This window comes from Streptomyces sp. NPDC090022 (assembly GCF_044748145.1).
Classification (GTDB): Bacteria; Actinomycetota; Actinomycetes; order Streptomycetales; family Streptomycetaceae; genus Streptomyces.
This window is the reverse complement of the sequence record NZ_JBIVFN010000005.1, coordinates 43,881-63,313: the sequence shown is the minus strand read 5'-3', so window position 1 is coordinate 63,313 and position 19,433 is coordinate 43,881. Positions and strand designations below refer to the sequence as shown.

Sequence of the window (19,433 nt, the reverse complement as noted above, 5' to 3'; positions counted from 1 at the left end):
CTGGTTAGGCGCGAGGGTGTCAACCAGTCACGTACTCTTGAAGGGTTAGCCGACGCGCCTGGAGGACGAAGATGACGGCGACGGATCCGCGCCCGCTCACCGGGGAGCCGGTCTCCCTGGACCTGCTGAACACCCGCTGGATGCAGGACGGCGAGCCGCAGGACCTCTTCGCCGGGGCCGCCGGGCTCACCCGCGTCGAGGGCCTCGCCCTCTGGCTGCGGTCCAACGCCCTGGACGACCGGTTCCGGGCCGACGCCGCGACCCTGGTCCACCTGCTGACCGCACGCGAGGCGATCGCCCGCGCGGTCGCCGATCCCGCCGACGCCGGGGCCCTGGCGCTGCTGGACGGCGTACTGGAGCACGGCCGCATCCGGCTCACGGTGGGGGCGGACGGTCAGGGCGAGCGGGCCGAGTTCACCGACCGGACCTGGGGGCCGGCCTGGACGGCCGTGCGCGAGCACCTCGGGCTGCTGGCCGCCGGGCCGGACCGGATCCGCCGCTGCGCGTCCGAGCGTTGCGTCCTGCACTTCTACGACACCTCGCGCAACGGCACCCGGCGCTGGTGCTCGATGGCCGCCTGCGGGAACCGGGCGAAGGCCTCCCGCCACTACGCGCGCACGCGCGAGCGCTGACCGATCGGTATCTGTCACACCCGTCCCACGGGATCATCCCGCCACATGGCTGACACAAGGCCTGTAGATCGATAAATCGACTCATCAGCACCCCGAGGTCGTCCGGGTCTGTCCCGGTACGGCCTTCCTGGCGTATACAACGCGGTGGCGAGAGTCCGCCATGAGGTGAACCGTTCTCCAGCAACCCTCCCCAAACAGCTGTCACTTGCGCAAAGCTGACCGGTCATCCGGCACCGAATTCCGGACCCTTTCTTCCACTTACAGGGATGCTGATGACCCTCGAATCCCCCAGCTCCATATCCGGAGCCAGACGCGTGGCCCGCGTCGCGGCGGCCGCGGGCCTGGTCGCCGCGCTCGCGGCCACCGGCGCCGCACCCGTTCTCGCGGCGGGAACCGCCGAGACCCCGGGCGCGTCCGCACCGGTCAAGTCGGCCGACAAGAAGCTCGGTTCCGCCGATGCCGAGCTCCTCCAGGAGGCCGAGGCCAAGGGCGAGAAGACCGTCACCGTGATGGTCGCCACCGCCCCCGGCCAGACCGAGCAGGTGGCCCAGCAGCTGGACGCCGTCCAGGGCGCCTCGGTCGGCAAGACGTACGACGACCTCGGCTACGTCCGCGCCACCCTGCCCACCGACAAGGCGAAGGACGCCCTCAAGGCGGCCGCCAAGCTCGACTCGGTGCACGGCATGGACCTGCGCCACGAGATCCAGCTGCCCGACCCGCGTCCGGACGCCGACCGCGAGACGGGGACGGTGAAGAAGACGGCCGCCGAGAGCTTCGCGGCGCCGGACAAGAACACCCCCGCGAAGAACCCGTACAACCCGTCCTTCGAGACGGGCGCGGTCGACTTCGTGAAGGACAACCCGCAGGCCGACGGCCGCGGCGTGACCATCGGCGTCCTGGACTCCGGTGTCGACCTCGGCCACCCGGCCCTGCAGACGACCAGCACCGGCGAGCGCAAGATCGTCGACTGGGTCACCGCGACCGACCCGATCACCGACTCCGACGCCACCTGGCGTCCGCAGGTGACCCCGGTCAGCGGCACCGAGTTCACCGCCGGCGGCCGCACCTGGAAGGCCCCCGCGGGCTCGTTCCAGTGGAGCCGCTTCAGCGAGTCGATCACCGCGACCGGCGACATGGCCGGTGACGTCAACCGCGACGGCGACAAGACCGACCAGTTCGGCCTGCTGTACGACGCGGCGGCCGGCACGGTGCGCGTCGACACCGACCAGAACGGCGACTTCACCGACAACGAGCCGATGAAGCCGTACAAGGACGGCTTCCAGATCGGCTACTTCGGCACGGACGACCCGGCGACCGAGGTCGCCGAGCGCATCCCGTTCGTGATCGAGATCCGCAAGGACGTCCCGATGGACCCGTTCGGCGGGGACTGGGTCGGCAAGAAGGCCGACTTCGTCAACGTCGGCATCATCGAGTCCGAGCACGGCACGCACGTCGCCGGCATCACCGCCGCCAACAGCCTCTTCGGCGGCCGGATGAACGGCGCGGCCCCCGGTGCGAAGGTCGTCTCCTCGCGCGCCTGCTCCTGGTCGGGCGGCTGCACCAACGTCGCGCTGACCGAGGGCATGATCGACCTCGTCGTCAACCGCGGCGTGGACATCGTCAACATGTCCATCGGCGGCCTGCCGGCGCTGAACGACGGCAACAACGCGCGCGCCGAGCTCTACACCAACCTGATCGACAAGTACGGCGTCCAGCTGGTGATCTCCGCGGGCAACTCCGGCCCCGGCCTGAACACCATCGGCGACCCCAGCCTCGCGGACAAGGTCATCTCCGTGGGTGCCGCGGTCTCCAAGGACACCTGGGCCGCCAACTACGGCTCCGGCGTGAGCGCGTCGTACAACATGTTCCCGTTCTCCTCGCGCGGCCCGCGTGAGGACGGCGGCATGACGCCGACCATCACCGGTCCCGGCGCGTCCATCAACACCATCCAGACCTGGCTGCCCGGCGCGCCCGTGAAGGAGGCCGGCTACAGCCTCCCGGCCGGTTACGGCATGCTCCAGGGCACCTCGATGTCCGCCCCGCAGGTGGCCGGCGCGAGCGCGCTGCTCATCTCGGCCGCCAAGCAGCAGGGCATCAAGCTCACCCCGGCGAGCCTGCGCACCGCGCTGACCAGCACCGCGAAGAAGATCGACAACGTGCCGGCGCACGCCCAGGGCGCGGGTCTGATCGACATCGTCGGCGCGTGGGAGTCCATCCAGCGCGGCGCCTCCGCCAACGACTACACGGTCAAGGCCCCGGTCGACACCGCGCTCGACCAGTTCCTGAAGACCCCGGGCTCCGGCACCGGCGTCTACGACCGCGAGGGCGGCCTGAAGGTCGGCCAGAAGAAGACGTACAACGTCGTGGTCACCCGCACCACCGGCGTGAAGTACGGCACCCGCCACAACCTGAACCTGCGTCACAACGACGGCACGTTCAAGATCCTCGGCGGCTACGACTACGCCACGCTGCCGCTGAACAGGCCGGTCACCATCAAGATCGAGGCCAAGGCGAAGACGGCCGGCGTGCACAGCGCCATCCTGGAGCTGGACGACGAGTCCACCGAGGGCGTCGACAAGCAGATCCTCTCCACGGTCGTCGTCTCGGCCCCGCTGGTGAAGCCGTCGTTCGGCTTCTCGGAGTCCTCCTCCGTGCAGCGCAACAGCCACAAGTCGTACTTCGTGACCGTCCCGCCGGGCGCCAAGGCCCTCGAGGTCGGCCTGAGCGGCCTCGCGGACGGCGCGCAGACCCGCTTCATCTCGATCCACCCCTACGGTGTGGCCGTCGAGAACACGGCGACGACGATGTGCTACCCGAACTACGACAACCCGGCCAACACCTGCCGCCCGGACCTGCGTTCGTACGCGAACCCGCAGCCCGGCGTCTGGGAGATCGAGGTCGAGGCGCGCCGTACCTCCCCGGTGCTCGACAACCCGTTCAAGCTGGACGTCTCCCTCCTCGGCGCGGCGTTCGACCCGGCGGTCAAGGTCCTGCCCGAGGTGAAGCAGGGCACCCCGGCGCCGGTCCAGTGGACCGTGAAGAACGAGGCCGCGGGCATCACCGGCGGCAAGCTCAAGGGCGGCGCGCTCGGCTCGGCGAAGGTGGCCAAGCCGACCATCGCCGACGGTGAGACCCACACCAGCACCGTCACCATCGGTGCGGGCGCCTCCCGCCTCGACGTCGCCATCGGCAAGGTCTCCGACGCGGGCGCCGACCTCGACCTCGAGGTCTACAAGGACGGCGTCAAGGTCGGTTCCTCCGCGGACGGCGACTCCGAGGAGGCCGTGAGCATCGCCAACCCGGCCGCCGGCACCTACACCGTCAAGGTGATCGGCTACGCGGTCCCGGCCGGCAGCACCACGTACGACTACCGCGACGTGTTCTTCTCCACGGCGCTCGGCTCGGTCCAGGTGGACGAGGCGGCCGCGGTGAACCTCGCGAGCGGTGCCTCGGCGAACGTCTCGGCGAACGTGCTGGTCACCGGCGCCGCCCCCGAGGGCCGGCAGTTCTTCGGCGAGGTGCAGCTGCTCAGCGGCCGCGGCACCGCCGCGGGCACCGGCAGCGTGCAGATCGAGAAGGTCACCCCGTAACGGTGTGCTGACCGCATGAGGAAGGGGCCGGTGCTCGACGGCGAGCACCGGCCCCTTTCCGTTCCCCCGGAGTGGGGCCTACTTGCCCAGGGAGCTCGTCGCCCGCCCCGTGGTAGTTGGGGTCGTACGGGGCGCCGGCCGTGCCGCCGTATCGCTTCGCCTGCTCCGGCGTCTTGATGCCCTCGGCGCCGGTGGAGGTGCCGCCGGCCGGGATGCCGCCTCCGATGAACGGGCCGAAGTCGGAGCGGCCGTCGAAGTCGCTGCCCTCGTGGGGCTTGCCCTTCCGGTCGAGGAAGCCGTTGATCAGCGCCTCGATCTGCGCGGAGCCCGCCGGGCCGGCGCCCGCGCCGGTCTTGTCCGAGTCGTCGCCGTCGTAGACGAACTGCGCCGGGTTCGGCGAGGCGATCATGTCGAAGTTCAGGTAGAGCGCGATGTTCTTCTTCTGCTGCTCGGACAGCTGCGCGACGTAGTGCTCGGAGCCCAGCAGGCCCAGCTCCTCCGCCGACCACCAGGCGAAGCGCACCTTGTTGGCGGGGCCCTTGCCCTTCTTGTCGGCGCCCTCGTCCGCGAGCTTCAGGGCGTGGTCTTCCTGAGGTGCTCCTGGCCGAGGTCCAGGCGTACCTTCACCTCGCCCTTCGCGGCGGCGGCGTTCTGCTTCTCCACGAAGGTGCAGGAGCCCCGCTTGACCAGGGCGATCCGGCCCGCGAAGGCGCCCGCCGGGTAGTCGGCCGCGTCGCAGCCGGGGGTGTCGTCCACGCGGGCGAGGGCGATCGGGGCGGTCAGGCCGCCGGCCGGCGTGGAGCGGGTGAAGGTGAACGCGGCGGTGGCCAGCTCGCGCCCGGCGCCGCCGCCCTCGCCCAGCACCGTGGTGCGCTCGGTCCTCGTCCTCGGTCGTGGTCGCCGGCCATCGGCAGTCCGATGGCCGAGACGCCATGTCCGGAGTCCGAACACGGCAGAATCGGACCGCAACCGGCCCCCACCTGCGAAAACGCCCGCTCCGGGGCGATGCAACACACCCGCCACACACGCGTCACACCCGTACACACTCCGGCCACCGTCCGTTCCTCGGACAATGGATTGGACAAGTCGCCCGGGGTCGAACGCATGATGGCTGCACGCGCGCCCGCGTCGTACGAGGAAGAAGGAGTCACCGTGAGGGTCGGAATCGTCGGAGCCACCGGTCAGGTCGGCGGAGTCATGCGCAGCATCCTGGCCGAGCGGAAGTTCCCGGTCACCGAGCTGCGGCTGTTCGCCTCGGCCCGCTCCGCGGGCTCCACCCTCGAGTGGGAGGGCCGGGAGATCACCATCGAGGACGCCTCGACGGCCGACTACTCCGGCCTCGACATCGTGCTGTTCTCCGCCGGTGGCGCCACCTCCAAGGCCCTGGCCGAGAAGGTCGCCTCGCAGGGCGCCGTCGTGATCGACAACTCCTCCGCCTGGCGCCGCGACCCCGAGGTCCCCCTCGTCGTCTCCGAGGTCAACCCGCACGCGATCAAGAACCGCCCCAAGGGCATCATCGCCAACCCGAACTGCACCACCATGGCCGCCATGCCGGTGCTGCGCCCCCTGCACGAGGAGGCCGGGCTGACCGCGCTGGTCGCCACCACCTACCAGGCCGTCTCCGGCTCCGGCCTGGCGGGCGTCGCCGAGCTCAAGGGCCAGGCCTGCGCGGTCTCCGAGGCCGCCGACCAGCTGACCTTCGACGGCGGGGCGATCGACTTCCCCGAGCCGCAGGTCTACAAGCGGCCGATCGCGTACAACGTGGTCCCGCTCGCGGGCAACCTGGTCGACGACGGCACCTTCGAGACCGACGAGGAGCAGAAGCTCCGCAACGAGTCCCGCAAGATCCTGGAGATCCCGGAGCTCAAGGTCTCGGGCACCTGCGTGCGCGTGCCGGTCTTCTCCGGCCACTCCCTCCAGGTCAACGCCCGCTTCGACCGCCCGATCAGCGTCGAGCGCGCGTACGAGCTGCTGGCCGGCGCCCCGGGCGTCGAGCTCTCCGAGATCCCGACCCCCCTCCAGGCGGCCGGCAAGGACGCCTCGTACGTGGGCCGCATCCGCGTGGACGAGACCGTCGACAACGGCCTCGCGCTCTTCCTCTCCAACGACAACCTGCGCAAGGGCGCGGCCCTGAACGCGGTGCAGATCGCGGAGCTGGTGGCCGAGGAGCTCCAGCAGGGCTGACCCGCCCGGACGTCTGAGGGGCGGCACCGGACGGTGCCGCCCCTCCGGCATTCCTAAAGGGCCAACTGCTGTCGCAGCGCGCGGTCGATCTCCTTGAGCACCTGCGCGGGCACGGTGCCGATCCGCCGCCCGAACCTGGCCAGGTCCAGCGCCCGGATCTGCTCGCACTGGGCCTTCGAGTCCAGGTTCAGGCCGCATTCCGCGGCGGACAGGAACACCTGGAACGTACGGACGTGCGCGACGTTCGACGTCACCGGCACCACGGCCAGAACGCCACGCCCGGCACGGTCCGCCATCCGGTTCGCGGCATCGTTCGTGACCAGGACGGCAGGCCGCGTCTGGTTCGCCTCGCTGCCGACGGTGGGCTCCAGGTCGACCAGGTAGATGTCACCGCGCCTCATCGACCAGCCCGTCCCCCGCCGTGCGGTCCCACAGTGCCGCGTCCTCGCTCTCGTACCACTCGTCCCAGGCCTCCAGGTACTCCTTCTCCAGAGCCGACTCGCGCAGCAGCTGGATCGCGGCCTGTATGACGGCCGATCTGGACTCGGCCGACGTCTCGGCGGCGTACTGATCGACGAAGGTGACGTCCTCCTGCGGCAGACTCACACTGATCTTCATACCTGGGATGCTACCGCCAGGGATACCGGTGGCGCCACCGCGTTGCCCCCGGGCGGTCCGTTCGCCCGTGGATTACTCCCGGGCGGTGGGGCGGGGCCCGTGGAAAGATGGCCCGGCAACGTCACCATCGAAGGAGATGAACGCGTGCCTGGCACGAACCTGACCCGTGAAGAGGCTCAGCAGCGGGCGAAGCTGCTCACCGTCGACTCGTACGTGATCGACCTCGACCTGAGCGGCGCGCAGGAGGGCGGGACCTACCCCTCCACGACCACCGTCCGCTTCCAGTCCGCCGAGGCGGGCGCGGAGACCTTCATCGACCTGGTCGCCCCGGCCGTGCACGAGGTCGTCCTCAACGGCAAGTCGCTCGACGTGGCCGCCGTCTTCCGCGACTCGCGGATCGCCCTGGCCCACCTGAAGCAGGGGGACAACGAGCTGCGCGTGGTCGCCGACTGCGCGTACACGAACACCGGTGAGGGCCTGCACCGCTTCGTCGACCCGGTCGACCAGCAGGCCTACCTGTACACCCAGTTCGAGGTCCCGGACGCGCGCCGCGTGTTCGCCTCCTTCGAGCAGCCCGACCTGAAGGCGACCTTCCAGTTCACCGTGAAGGCCCCGGCGGGCTGGACGGTCATCTCGAACTCGCCGACGCCGGAGCCGGCGGACGACGTGTGGGTCTTCGAGCCCACCCCGCGGATCTCGACGTACATCACGGCCCTGATCGTGGGCCCGTACCACGCGGTGCACAGCTCCTACGAGGGCCCGAAGGGGCAGTCGGTGCCGCTGGGCATCTACTGCCGCCCCTCGCTCGCCGAGTTCCTCGACGCGGACGCGATCTTCGAGGTCACCCGGCAGGGCTTCGACTGGTTCCAGGAGAAGTTCGACTTCGACTACCCGTTCGCCAAGTACGACCAGCTCTTCGTGCCGGAGTTCAACGCGGGCGCGATGGAGAACGCGGGCGCGGTGACCATCCGCGACCAGTACGTCTTCCGTTCGAAGGTGACGGACGCGGCGTACGAGGTGCGGGCCGAGACCATCCTCCACGAGCTCGCCCACATGTGGTTCGGCGACCTCGTCACCATGGAGTGGTGGAACGACCTGTGGCTGAACGAGTCGTTCGCGACGTACACCTCGATCGCCTGCCAGGCGTACGCGGACGGCTCGAAGTGGCCGCACGCGTGGACGACGTTCGCGAACTCCATGAAGACCTGGGCGTACCGGCAGGACCAGCTGCCGTCCACGCACCCGATCATGGCGGACATCCGTGACCTGGACGACGTCCTGGTCAACTTCGACGGCATCACGTACGCCAAGGGCGCCTCGGTGCTCAAGCAGCTCGTCGCCTACGTCGGCATGGACGAGTTCTTCAAGGGCGTGCAGGCGTACTTCAAGGCGCACGCGTTCGGCAACACGCGCCTGTCGGACCTGCTGGGCGCCCTGGAGGAGACCTCCGGCCGCGACCTGACCGCCTGGTCGAAGGCCTGGCTGGAGACCGCCGGCATCAACATCCTGCGCCCGGAGATCGAGACGGACGCGCACGGCGTCATCACCTCCTTCACGGTCCGCCAGGAGGCCCCGGCGCTGCCGGCGGGCGCCAAGGGCGAGCCGGTCCTGCGTCCGCACCGCATCGCGATCGGCTTCTACTCGCTCGACGCCGCCAGCGGCAAGCTGCTGCGCGAGCGGCGCGTGGAGCTGGACATCGCGGCCGCCGAGAAGACCGAGGTGGCGGAGCTGGTGGGCCACCACCGCCCGGACGTGGTCCTGCTCAACGACGACGACCTGTCGTACGCGAAGGTCCGCCTGGACGAGGCCTCGCTGGCCAAGGTCACCGCGCACCTCGGCGACTTCGAGGCCTCCCTGCCGCGCGCCCTGTGCTGGGCGTCGGCCTGGGACATGACGCGCGACGGCGAGCTGGCCACCCGCGACTACCTGGCGCTGGTCCTGTCGGGCATCGCCAAGGAGTCCGACATCGGCGTGGTCCAGTCCCTGCACCGCCAGGTGAAGCTGGCGGTCGACCTGTACGCCGACCCGGCCTGGCGCGAGACCGGCCTGGCCACGTGGACCGAGGCGACCCTGGAGCACCTGCGGGCGGCAGCTCCCGGCAGCGACCACCAGCTGGCCTGGGCGCGCGCCTTCGCGGCGACGGCCCGTACGGACGAGCAGCTGGACCTCCTGGCCGCCCTGCTCGACGGCTCGCAGACGATCGAGGGCCTGGTCGTCGACACCGAGCTGCGCTGGACGTTCCTGGAGCGGCTGGCGGCGACCGGCCGCGCGGACGAGCCGGAGATCGCGGCGGAGCTGGAGCGCGACCGCACGGCGGCGGGCGAGCGGCACGCGGCCACGGCCCGCGCGGCGCGCCCGACGGCGGAGGCCAAGGCCACTGCCTGGGCCTCGGTGGTGGAGTCGGCGGACCTGCCGAACGCGGTGCAGGAGGCCGTCATCGGCGGCTTCGTCCAGACCGACCAGCGTGAGCTGCTCGCGCCGTACGCGGCGAAGTACTTCGCGGCGGTCAAGGGCATCTGGGAGACCCGCAGCCACGAGATCGCCCAGCAGATCGCGGTGGGCCTGTACCCGTCGCTGCTGGTCTCGCGCGAGACCCTGGACGCGACGGACGCGTGGCTGGCCTCGGCCGAGCCGAACGCGGCGCTGCGCCGCCTGGTCTCGGAGTCCCGCGCGGGCGTCGAGCGCGCGCTGAAGGCCCAGTCGGCGGACGCGGCGGCCGCGTCCTGACCCCTGCCCCGGGGCCGGGGTGCTAGGGCACCCCGGCCCCGGGGAGCCGTTTCCTCAGGCGGGGATCAGGCTCCACCGCTGGCGGTCGCTGTTGTAGTCGCAGATGGCGGCGTTGGCCGCGTGCGTGTAGCCGTTGACGCAGACCTGGTGGAAGTGGCTGAGGCGGTACCACGCCCGGATGTGCAGGCTGTTGAAGCCGGGGCCGCGGCCGTCGAGGTAGCTGCTCTCGGGCTGCTCCCAGCAGTTTCCGGCGGCCAGCCCGGGCCTGGCGTCGCCGGCGCCCTTCCACATGGACAGGCACTTCCCGGTCGCCCGGTTGCGGAACTGGAACCGGAAGTGCTGCCCGTCCAGGGACTTCTTGTACGCGGGGTCGATGCCGTCGCTGGAGATGTCCCAGGTCTGGAAGTCGTTCCCGCGCTGGCAGGCGCGGATGTACACGCTGCCGGCGTGGTCGGAGTCGAGGCAGCGGCCCGTCTCGGCGTTCCTGAGGAGCCCGCTGCGCGTGGCCGCCTCGGCGGGTGCGGGGGTGGCCACCGTGCCGGCCAGGGCGAGGACGGTCCCGAACACGCCGACCGCCACGAGTCGCCCGATTCGCCCCGGCCGCCGCCGCTGTACGTGTTCACGCTTCATGTGATGGTCCCTCACGGTGATGGATACGCAGGACGGCTGGCACCGCCCCCGCCATGCTCGGCCACGGGCCCCCGCCCCGACAGACGATCACCGATGACGGAATTCTTACGTCCTACCGCGCGCCGTTCGGGTCCGATACGGCCGCTGCCGCCCGCGTGACCAGCGCCGCACCGGCGCGGTCCACGGCCCGGACGGTGTCCAGCAGCACCCGCTCGTCCTCGGTGAGCCGCCGGTCCGTGGCGGCCCGGAGCCCGGCCACCAGCCCGGACGCCGGCCGCTTGGGGACGGTGGCCCAGACGACCTTCCCGACGGTCGCCCCGTACACCCCCCAGTCACTGGCCAGCGCGTCCACGAGCCGCATTCCGTAACCGCCCTCGTGCGCGCCTTCAGCCCGCAGGAACGGCCGCTTCTCCCCACGCGGATCGCAGACCTCGACCAGGAACACCTCGGGCAGTTCCGTGACCGCGACCCGGAATCCCCTGCCGGGGACCCGACCATGGGTGGCGGCGTTCGCGGCCAGCTCGGCGACCACCTGCACGACGGCCGTCGTGCGCACCATCGCACGCACGGCACAGCAGATGCTCGCCGTGCCGCGCGCAGCCAGGCACCTGAACCATCCCGATGGGGCACCGCCGAGCGATGCCCCATCCCGCGTTCCACGGCCGCCAGGCGGCCGACCCATCACGCTGCCCGGCCGCAGCGGACAGCGCCGGCCGGGGTGTAGCACCTACCTTGCGCAGGCCGATGCCGTGTAGCCGACGAACACCTTGAACGCGGCCGGGGAGATCACGATGACCGGGCCGCCCTCCACCTTTGTGTCTTGCACGGCCACGCCGTCCGACCCGATGGGCGCGAGCGTGGCGACCCCCACGCACTGGCTTTGATCGTTGCCCGAGTATGACGACTTGAAAAAGTGCAGGGCCGCGAGCTGGGAGGGGCTGAGCTTCATGCTTTGAGCCTTTCGAGATGGGTTTCCAGAAGCTCCCGGGACTGATCCACGGGAAGAGCGGCGGACGCGGTGAAATCGAACCCGGCGGCCTGGAGCTCGACCTCGCGCGGGTCATCGGTGTGCTTTCCGCCCGTCGCCGAGTCCACGGATGCGACCGGCGCCCAAGGATGCGCGAACTCCAGCAGCGTCAGCCCGCCGTTTGACCCGTACGCCGGGTGCGTCGAGAGCGGCACAACCTGAACCGTGATTCCCGGCCGGCTCCCGAGGTCCAGCAGGTGACGCACCTGGTCGGACATCACCGTCCCTCCGTCACCGAGATGCGCATGGAGCGCCGCCTCGTGGACCAGAGCGTGAAGCTCCACACCCTTGCCGGCGCGGGACAGCACCTCCTGACGTCCCAGTCGTACCGCGACCAGCGTCTCGGCCCGCTCCGCAAGCTGCTCCTGAGACCGGCCGATCAGCTCCCGCGCATAGCCGGGCGTCTGGAGGAGGCCGGAAACGACCACCGGATGCATCAGCCGAAGCCGCACGGCGTCGCCCTCAAGTTCGATGAAGTCAACGAAGGACTGCGACAGATGCCGGGCGTAGGGCGCCGTCCAGCTCGATCCCGGCGGAGTCTCCGCCGCAGCGGCCACCGCCCGAACTGCCACAGGATCCGTGATCTTGTACGCGGCTGCCAGCCGGAGGACGTCGCCCTCTCCCATGTGGTATTTCGCCTTCTCCAGCCGAGATAGGCGGGTGAAGTCGATCGCGGCGCCCTCGGCAGCTTCCCGGAGCGTCAGTCCTGCGGCTTCCCTCCACGCCGTCACCATCGCCGCCGCCCGCCGCGCCTTCACCGAAAGCGCAGGCGGCTTCCTCCGTGAGGCGCGAGATTGCGCCTCTGTTGCGCGTGTCTGCGTCATGCGGCGCAGCATCCCACAGCCCGGAGCGCGCCCAACACCCCGCGCATATGCCAAGTTTCGGCGAATGCGTGCTCCTTGTTGCGCAACGGACGCGGATAGGAGCAGGCTACCGCTCACGCGGTGATGCTCACTGAAAGTGCACCGTGCAACTACGCACAGCCATGTCCGTAACCGGCCCGAAAGCCGAAACCATGACCCTTCACGCGCGACCCACCACCCACGCCACCGGGCTCCCCGCCTACACGGAAACCCTCCCGGCCCTGCCGGAATCCGTCGGCAAATCCCGCCGCCTGGTCCGCCTCGCCGTCACCACCTGGAGCCTGGAAGCGCTGGCTGACGACGCAGCCCTGATCGCATCCGAACTCGCCACCAACGCCGTCCAGCACGCGAACGTAGCCAGCTTCCGCATCACGGTCATCCAGCTGGATGACCGCCGCGTCCGGGTCGCCGTCATAGACACCAAGGAGACGTTCGTCCCCACACCCTCCGCCGCCGAACCCGACGCCGAGCAAGGCCGCGGCCTCGGCCTCGTCGCCGCCCTCGCCCACGCCACCGGCCAGGAGCCCCTCAACTGGGGCAAGCGCATGTGGGCCGATGTCCAATGCGCCTCCCCCCGCCCGTAGTCCCGCGTGCAAGTCCGCAGCCCTACGTGGCCATGAGCTGCATCCAGGCCGACTGCACGGCCCGCCCCGCCCCGAAGCCTCATCAGCCCCCGCAGCTGGCCCGTCCAGGACCGGCCCCCACCGAGAGCACCACCCGGCCCCAGCGACTCCAGTAACTCCAAGAGCGAAGGAAACCCCTCATGCTCATCGACATCCCGAGCGACCTCGAAGCCGCTCTGGTCGCCCTCACCCTCCCGACCTGGAAGCTGGACGGGCCGGCCCTGGCAACGTCCACCATGGAGGAGTACCGGACCGTGCTGACCGCCAGCCCGCGGTTCGCGGAGACCGCCGCGACGCTGCGCCGCGCGCTGACTGGGGAGGGCGGCGGATACGCCGTGCTGCGTCTGGGAAACCTGGCCCAGGCGCTGGGGGCCGACGACGAGCGGTTCCTGCGGCTGGCGATGGCCTTCGCGGCCGAGGTGGCCACCCCCTTCTCGCCGTTCCCGCGGTGGCCCCTGTGGAAGGACATCGGGGTCAAGGTCGACAAGGACCCCGGCAAGTCCAGTGGCATCGGTTACAACGCCTTCCACATGGACCTGGTCAACGGGACCCTGCCGCCGGACTACACCACGCTGCTGTGCATCCGCCCCGACCCGCTCGGCGGCGGCCCCAGCATCCTCTCCGACGCCCACGCGGCCGTGGCCCGGCTGTCGGAGGACCACCGCGCCGTGCTGGCCGAGTCGGGCTACCACTACGGGACCTTCTACGACCTGCACGGGGTCGGCGAGGAGTACAAGCCGTTCCCGATCCTGGACGGCGGTCCGGGCGAAGGCTTCGTCCGGTTCACCGCCAAGATGCTGGAGCGGTGCGAACTCGGCCAGGAGCACGCCGACGCCGCCCGCGCGCTGGCCGAGGAGCTCGTCCAGGGGCAGGTCTCCTTCATGCTCCAGACCGGGGACTACCTCATCGTGAACCAGCGCCGCTTCCTGCACGGCCGGGAGGCTCTCCAGAGCGGCCAGGAGAACGTCCCGGCCGCGGACCGCCGGCTGCTGCTCCAGCTGTTCCTGCGCACGGCATCCGGCACCGGCTCTGCCGCATAGCCCGCCGCGCGGGCGCCGTCGCCCCGCGCGGAGTCCCGCCCTGGCGGGCCCGCCGCCGATCATGCGGCGCGGCCACGAGGCGGGCCCGGCCGGGCTAGATGCGGGAGTTGCGCACCGACTGCCACATGGCACCGGCCAGCGCCCGCGTCGCCCGCGGCACTGACAGATGCTCGTGCTCGCGGTACAGCGCCCAGTTGTACTGGACGAGCGAGAGCTTGTTGGAGGACAGGGAGCCGGCCCGGTGGGCCCTGTACACCGCGAGCGGCTCGGCCAGACCGCGGGCGTCGGCGCCGTCCCGCATGATCGACAGCCAGAGGGCGTAGTCCTGGCGCTTGCGCATCTCCGGCATCAGCCTCGTGCCAAGGACGTTGCGGTCGTACATGGCGGTGAGAGCTCCGATGTGATCGCGGACCAGCATCGCGCGGTAGTCCACGTGCTCCCGCGCACGGACCACCCGCCCGTTGGGGACCCAGTCGGTGCTCTCGCCAGCGTAGTCGGCGTCCATCTTGAAGTACGAGGTGAACGTCAGCGGCGCGGTGGTCTGAGCAGCGAAGGCGAGCTGCTTGGCGGTCTTCTCCGGCAGCCACATGTCGTCACTGTCGAGGAAGGCGATGTAGTCCCCGCGGGCCCGCTCGATCGCGCGGTTGCGGGCCCGGCCCGCGCCGCCCTGCTCGGGTGCGCGTTCTGGCAGGACGCGCTCGTCCTGCCGGGCGAACTCCACGAGCAGGTCCATCGAGCCGTCGCAGGACTGGTCGTCGGTGACCAGCAGCTCCAGGTCGCTGTGGGTCTGGGTGAGCACGGACCGGACGGCCTCACCGAGGGTCGTCGCCGAGTTGTACACGGGCATCACGACAGACACCAGGGGCACAGCACTTCTCCTTGCCAGAGCATGAACGACCCCCATTCAAACACCGCAACCGAGTAGGAGCTGCCATGCAGATCGTTATTGCTGGTCAGGGCTACGTAGGGCTCCCCCTGGCCGTACGCGCCGCAGAGGTCGGTCACCGCGTCGTCGGCTACGACGTCGACCTGGACCGCATCCGGCGACTCACCGCCGGCGACTCGTACGTGGAGGACGTGCCCTCCCCACGGCTCCGGGCGGTGCTGGACGCCGGTGCCTACGGCGCGACCGCCAACGCGGCCGCGCTGGCCGGCTTCGACATCGCGGTGATCACCGTGCCGACGCCGCTGCGCGACGGCGTCCCCGACCTGAGCTTCATCGAGGCCTGCGCCCGGACCCTGGGCAAGCACCTCAGCCCGGGCGCGACGGTCGTCCTGGAGTCCACGACCTATCCGGGCACCACCGAGGAGCTGCTGCTGCCGGTTCTGGAGGAGGTGTCGGGTCTCAAGGGCGGGGTGGACTTTTTCGCCGGATTCAGCCCGGAGCGCATCGCCCCGGGCAACAAGAAGAGGTGGTCGTTCGAGACCACGCCGAAGCTGGTGTCCGGCATCGACGCCACATCACTCGATGTGATCAAGGGCTTCTACGACAGCATCTTCGGGTCCACGGTGCCGGTGTCCGGGCCCAAGGTCGCCGAGCTGGCCAAGCTGCTGGAGAACACCTTCCGGCTCGTCAACATCTCCATGATCAACGAGCTGGCAACGCTGACCAACCGCCTCGGCGTGGACATCTGGGAGGCGATCGAGGCCGCCGCGACCAAGCCCTTCGGCTTCACCCGGTTCACCCCGGGACCAGGCGTCGGCGGTCACTGCCTGCCCGTCGACCCGCTGTTCCTCTCCTGGAAGATCAGGGAAGACCTCGGCGTCCCCTTCCGGTTCGTAGAACTCGCCCACGACGTAAACCGCGACATGCCCGGCTACGTCGTCCGCCGCGTCGCAGCAGCGCTCGACCAGCGCGGCAAGCTCGTCAGCGGCTCCCGGATCCTGCTGCTCGGCCTGACCTACAAGATCAACGCCACCGACCTCCGTGAGTCGCCCTCAACCCGTGTCGCCGAGCTCCTGATCAACCTCGGCGCAAACGTCCGCGGTGCCGACCCCAACATCCAGGACGCCGACCACACCAAGCTCAACGTGCCCCTGGTCGACGCGAGCGAGCAGGAGATCACGGCCGCCGACGCCGTGGTGCTCCTCATGGACCACGCCACCTTCGACCTCCCGATGATCGGCGAGCGCGCGCCCTACGTCCTCGACTGCCGAAACCGCCTGTCCGGACCGCACGTAGAAACCCTTTAGCTCCTCGAACCCCGCCGGCCCTCCGCCGCCCCTGCCCAGGAGTTCTCTTGCGCGACGAATGGGAACACGCCCACACGGACTACACCGTGCCCGCGCAGCGCCAAATGCCCGCCTCACTAGCCGAATCCGAAACCGACTGGCGCCACCATCTGGAACACTCCACCCCCAACGGCTGGCTCATCCGCCACTCCGCCATGACCGAAGCACTCCTCAGCGGAAAGCCGCTCTACCTGCTGCACACCACCAAGGACATCGACGCCATCCGCACCAGCCGACAGCTGCACGTCTCCACCGGATGCCTGGTCGGAGCCCTCTACTGCTCACCCCTCACCAGCCAGCGCCAGGGGCTGCGCCCCCACAACCTCGGCACCTACCTGATGGAGACCAAGCCGTCCACCGAACCCCTGGTCTTCGAGGTCACCCCGGACGCCCCGATCCAGCCCAAGGGAATCGACTACCTGCACCTCGGCCCCATCCACCTGCGCACCTACCTCCGCTACCAGAGCTTCCTCACCCAGGCCGAGCACGACCAGCTCAACCGCGCCGTCCTGACCGGGCTGCGCTCCGCAGCCGCCTTCCTCGACACCGCCCTGCGCAACGCCGCCGGCCACAGCACGTCCGCACCGGCGTTCATCAACATGCTCTCCGACGCCGTCACCGGCGTTCCGTTCCTCGGCTACCTGTACTTCGAGGTCCTGTCCGAATACCTGATGCTCCACTCCACGACGCCGGAGACCAAGTCCTACGCCCAGGCGGGAGAGCTGAACAACCGGCTGTACAAACGCCTCGCCTTCGCCGCCGTCGACAGCATGGGCCAGCTCTTCGACCTGGCCCGCTTCAACCCCGGCCACCGCCAGCTCGTCCAGCTCATCGAAGGCATCGAACCGGCCCTCGGCCCAGGCGCTGCCGAGTACGTACGACGTCGGCTGTCCCACCTGTTTGCCCGGACCGCACTGCACCCGTCCCAGGATGCGGGATCGTTCACCTTCCAGGGCGCCGACCTCGGCACGCTCCAGGGCGCCGCGCCCGGGCTGATCGGCCAGCTGGTCTTCCGTGAGATCCGGTACATGGACCGCTACAGGCACCTCTACCACTGCTTCGAGAAATCAAAGGCCCTTGAGGCGTGGGATTACTGGAACAACGAGGGGATCCCCACACCCTTCAACGGGATCCTCCCCAAGGGAGAGATCGGCATCAATCCCGTATACCCCCGCTCGTCAGTCAGGGTGTGGGCGGCAGAACAGGACGAGGACGGCTACCTGCATCCGACCCAGGAGGTCCTGGCCGACTTCACCCCGCACCTCGCGTCGTGGTGGGCGCCACCCCGTCAGCGCAATGGAGTCACCCCATGACCACCAAGCTTCTGAACATCCTCACCGGCATCAACCGCGCCTCCGCGCCGTCGTCCGGAAGCATGATCCTCGTGCACGACCTCTACGGCGCGATGCCGGAACTGCACACGACCTTCCTCGGCAGGGCCCCGGTCGATCCGTCGTGGGCGACGTCCTTTGACCAGCTGATCACGCTCTCCACGACGAAGCGCCCTCAGGGACCGGATTTCGACCGCTACCTCGACGAGCTGACGCGCGAAGTGGGTGGCCTCGTCCAGAAGATCCAGCCGGACGTCATCCACGCCCAGTACGTCGGACTCGCCCTGAGTCTGGCCTTCGCCCGGACAGCCGGCACCATCCCGATCATCGCCATCGCCCACGGCCCCGATGTGATGGCGGCCGAGCGCAGCCCGCTTGAACATGAGGCCCTGAAGGAAGTCGCAGGCGCGAGTGCCGTGATCGTAGCGCCGACCTCCGCCCTCGCCGACCGCATCGACAGCCTCACAGAACACCGGTTTACAGACCGGCTCACCGTGCTCCCTTGGGGTATTCCACTGAGCGATGCCCAGGTGCGCGATCAACTGCCTGTCGGCACCGGAGCCCTGGCGCTGGTACACGCCGGTCGCCTGGACGAGAACAAGTCCACGATCACCGCCATCGAAGCCCTCGCTCTCACCCATCAGCCGCATCACCTGACCGTGATCGGCCACGGAGCCCTCCGGGAGCATCTGGAAGAACGGGCCATCGAACTCGGGCTGCGGGACCGCATCCGCTTCGAGCCGTTCCTGCCCCGCGCCGAACTCTGGAGCCGCCTGCCGTACTTCGACGCCTTCGTCTTTACAACCAGCGGCCTGGAGGCGTTCGGGCTCGTCCTCATCGAAGCCCAAGCCCACGGTCTCCCGGTCGCCTACTCCGACCTCCCTGGCGTGAGGCACATCCTTGGGGACGCCGGCGTTCCCTACACCCCGGGAGACCCCCGCTCCCTGGCCATGGCCCTGGATGAGATGGGCCGAGGCTTCCACCGGCGCACAGCCCTGGCCAAGAAGGCTCTCGATAATGTGCGCCGATACGACATCGCGATCACCGGCCGCCAGCTTCGAGAACTGACGCTCCGCGTTGCGCGGGATCGGCCGGGTAAGGTCACGCGCGGCGTCGACCGCGCAGGAGGCTGGTGAGTCTGGAGTCGTGCCTCGCCGTTCGACATGGGTTAGCGCCGAACCATCGGTCTGCCCCTTGTCCTGCTGACCATGCCCGACCGGTCCTTGGCCACCTACGCGGAGTAGCAAGCACAGGGATGTGTGGACCGCGAACCCGCTTCGGTCCTGCCGCTGCTGACGGCCTTCCATCAGCTACAAGCCGAAGCGCTCTCCCAGGCGGCATCCGTCGCCATGATCAGCCAGCATCACAAAGACCTCCCGTGACGGCCGAGCCACCAGGGCCTCCATGCCCCGGGACAAGGACTACTCATTCCTGCGAGTCGGTCTGCGGTTCGTTCGCTGCAAGCCAGACGTGGATGGCGCGTGCCTCACGCCGATGCCCGAGGCTGATGAGTAGCCCCGCTTGGAGGCGCAGCGCATTACAAAGCGGTGAAAGGAACCGCTCAGGTACAGCCGTCACGAGCCTGCGGTAGATCTCCACTGCTTCTCCCGTCGCTCGGAGGGCGCGGGAGAGGTTCTGCTGTGCTTCATGACGCACCCATGCCCAAGCGGTCAGCGAGAGGGCGAGGTCGGGTTCGTGGGCAGCCGGATTACCCGCCACCAGCCGACGCCCGATCTCCACCGCCTCCTCAACCGCGATCAGGGCCTCAGCCCACCGCCCTACCCCCGACAACCGGTTGCCCAGATTGGACAGCGAACGAGCGAGGTCGGGTTCGTAGGCGGCCGGATTACCCGCCACCAGCCGACGCCCGATCTCCACCGCCTCCTCAACCGCGATCAGGGCCTCAGCCCACCGCCCTACCCCCGACAACCGGTTG

General features: G+C 69.7%; 17 protein-coding genes and 2 pseudogenes. 10 read left to right on the top strand and 9 right to left on the bottom strand.

What is annotated here, in order from left to right:
- Positions 1-71: 71 nt before the first annotated feature.
- Together ACIPXB_RS13280 and ACIPXB_RS13275 are read left to right on the top strand one after the other, a co-directional pair.
- The gene (locus ACIPXB_RS13280) at positions 72-632 is read left to right on the top strand and encodes a CGNR zinc finger domain-containing protein (RefSeq protein WP_401448446.1); all 561 of its coding nucleotides are present in this window, start codon (positions 72-74) and stop codon (positions 630-632) included.
- A gap of 272 nt (positions 633-904) precedes the next feature.
- The gene (locus ACIPXB_RS13275) at positions 905-4,222 is read left to right on the top strand and encodes a S8 family serine peptidase (protein ID WP_401448444.1); all 3,318 of its coding nucleotides are present in this window, start codon (positions 905-907) and stop codon (positions 4,220-4,222) included.
- Positions 4,223-4,313: 91 nt separating this feature from the next.
- Here ACIPXB_RS13275 and ACIPXB_RS13270 read toward each other — a convergent pair.
- A pseudogene (locus ACIPXB_RS13270) lies at positions 4,314-5,065 on the bottom strand (M28 family peptidase); the annotation flags it as partial.
- A 309-nt stretch (positions 5,066-5,374) separates the two neighbouring features.
- On the opposite strand from ACIPXB_RS13270, the gene ACIPXB_RS13265 reads away from it, so the two are divergent.
- Positions 5,375-6,406 (top strand): aspartate-semialdehyde dehydrogenase, encoded by a 1,032-nt coding sequence (locus tag ACIPXB_RS13265; RefSeq protein ID WP_401448442.1) that lies wholly within the window; start codon positions 5,375-5,377, stop codon positions 6,404-6,406.
- A gap of 53 nt (positions 6,407-6,459) precedes the next feature.
- Here ACIPXB_RS13265 and ACIPXB_RS13260 read toward each other — a convergent pair whose 3' ends face one another.
- Both ACIPXB_RS13260 and ACIPXB_RS13255 read right to left on the bottom strand, forming a co-directional pair.
- Positions 6,460-6,807, bottom strand: a complete 348-nt coding sequence (locus tag ACIPXB_RS13260) for a type II toxin-antitoxin system PemK/MazF family toxin (protein ID WP_401448440.1) — start codon at positions 6,805-6,807, stop codon at positions 6,460-6,462.
- Positions 6,794-7,024, bottom strand: coding sequence for a ribbon-helix-helix domain-containing protein (locus tag ACIPXB_RS13255; RefSeq protein WP_401448438.1), 231 nt, complete (start codon positions 7,022-7,024; stop codon positions 6,794-6,796). The genes ACIPXB_RS13260 and ACIPXB_RS13255 overlap by 14 nt, the downstream gene beginning before the upstream one ends.
- A 144-nt stretch (positions 7,025-7,168) precedes the next feature.
- Here ACIPXB_RS13255 and pepN point away from each other — a divergent pair, with 144 nt between their 5' ends.
- The gene (gene pepN / locus ACIPXB_RS13250; RefSeq protein ID WP_401448436.1) at positions 7,169-9,751 is read left to right on the top strand and encodes an aminopeptidase N; all 2,583 of its coding nucleotides are present in this window, start codon (positions 7,169-7,171) and stop codon (positions 9,749-9,751) included.
- Positions 9,752-9,805: 54 nt separating this feature from the next.
- Here the strand turns inward: pepN and ACIPXB_RS13245 are convergent, their stop codons facing one another.
- From ACIPXB_RS13245 to ACIPXB_RS13230, 4 genes are all read right to left on the bottom strand, one after another.
- A complete protein-coding gene (locus tag ACIPXB_RS13245) occupies positions 9,806-10,381 on the bottom strand; it encodes an RICIN domain-containing protein (protein WP_401448433.1) in 576 nt (191 codons plus the stop codon).
- 112 nt (positions 10,382-10,493) lie between these two features.
- The gene (locus ACIPXB_RS13240; protein ID WP_401448431.1) at positions 10,494-10,940 is read right to left on the bottom strand and encodes an ATP-binding protein; all 447 of its coding nucleotides are present in this window, start codon (positions 10,938-10,940) and stop codon (positions 10,494-10,496) included.
- Positions 10,941-11,108: 168 nt separating this feature from the next.
- Positions 11,109-11,330 carry a DUF397 domain-containing protein gene (locus tag ACIPXB_RS13235; RefSeq protein ID WP_401448429.1) on the bottom strand — a complete coding sequence of 74 codons (222 nt, stop codon included), beginning with the start codon at positions 11,328-11,330 and terminating at the stop codon, positions 11,109-11,111.
- Positions 11,327-12,232, bottom strand: a complete 906-nt coding sequence (locus ACIPXB_RS13230; protein ID WP_401448426.1) for a helix-turn-helix transcriptional regulator — start codon at positions 12,230-12,232, stop codon at positions 11,327-11,329. Before ACIPXB_RS13230 ends, ACIPXB_RS13235 begins: the two co-directional genes overlap by 4 nt.
- Before the next feature lie 191 nt (positions 12,233-12,423).
- On the opposite strand from ACIPXB_RS13230, the gene ACIPXB_RS13225 reads away from it, so the two are divergent.
- Positions 12,424-12,855: an ATP-binding protein gene (locus ACIPXB_RS13225; RefSeq protein ID WP_401448424.1), complete on the top strand. Its 432-nt coding sequence runs from the start codon at positions 12,424-12,426 to the stop codon at positions 12,853-12,855.
- 179 nt (positions 12,856-13,034) lie between these two features.
- On the top strand, positions 13,035-13,934 hold the full coding sequence (locus ACIPXB_RS13220) for a TauD/TfdA family dioxygenase (protein WP_401448421.1): 900 nt from the start codon (positions 13,035-13,037) through the stop codon (positions 13,932-13,934).
- 94 nt (positions 13,935-14,028) lie between these two features.
- On the opposite strand, the gene ACIPXB_RS13215 is transcribed toward ACIPXB_RS13220, so the two are convergent.
- Positions 14,029-14,802 carry a glycosyltransferase family 2 protein gene (locus ACIPXB_RS13215; protein WP_401448419.1) on the bottom strand — a complete coding sequence of 258 codons (774 nt, stop codon included), beginning with the start codon at positions 14,800-14,802 and terminating at the stop codon, positions 14,029-14,031.
- A 65-nt stretch (positions 14,803-14,867) separates the two neighbouring features.
- On the opposite strand from ACIPXB_RS13215, the gene ACIPXB_RS13210 reads away from it, so the two are divergent.
- From ACIPXB_RS13210 to ACIPXB_RS13195, 4 genes and pseudogenes are all read left to right on the top strand, one after another.
- Positions 14,868-16,127: a nucleotide sugar dehydrogenase gene (locus ACIPXB_RS13210; RefSeq protein WP_401448417.1), complete on the top strand. Its 1,260-nt coding sequence runs from the start codon at positions 14,868-14,870 to the stop codon at positions 16,125-16,127.
- Between the two features lie 47 nt (positions 16,128-16,174).
- A complete protein-coding gene (locus tag ACIPXB_RS13205; RefSeq protein ID WP_401448414.1) occupies positions 16,175-17,479 on the top strand; it encodes a hypothetical protein in 1,305 nt (434 codons plus the stop codon).
- Positions 17,476-18,633: a glycosyltransferase family 4 protein gene (locus ACIPXB_RS13200; RefSeq protein ID WP_401448413.1), complete on the top strand. Its 1,158-nt coding sequence runs from the start codon at positions 17,476-17,478 to the stop codon at positions 18,631-18,633. The genes ACIPXB_RS13205 and ACIPXB_RS13200 overlap by 4 nt, the downstream gene beginning before the upstream one ends.
- An 18-nt stretch (positions 18,634-18,651) precedes the next feature.
- Positions 18,652-18,879, top strand: a pseudogene (locus tag ACIPXB_RS13195) (Scr1 family TA system antitoxin-like transcriptional regulator); the annotation flags it as partial.
- A 43-nt stretch (positions 18,880-18,922) separates the two neighbouring features.
- On the opposite strand, the gene ACIPXB_RS13190 reads toward ACIPXB_RS13195, so the two are convergent.
- A partial coding sequence (locus ACIPXB_RS13190; protein ID WP_401448411.1) for a tetratricopeptide repeat protein occupies positions 18,923-19,433 on the bottom strand: 511 nt, incomplete at its 5' end.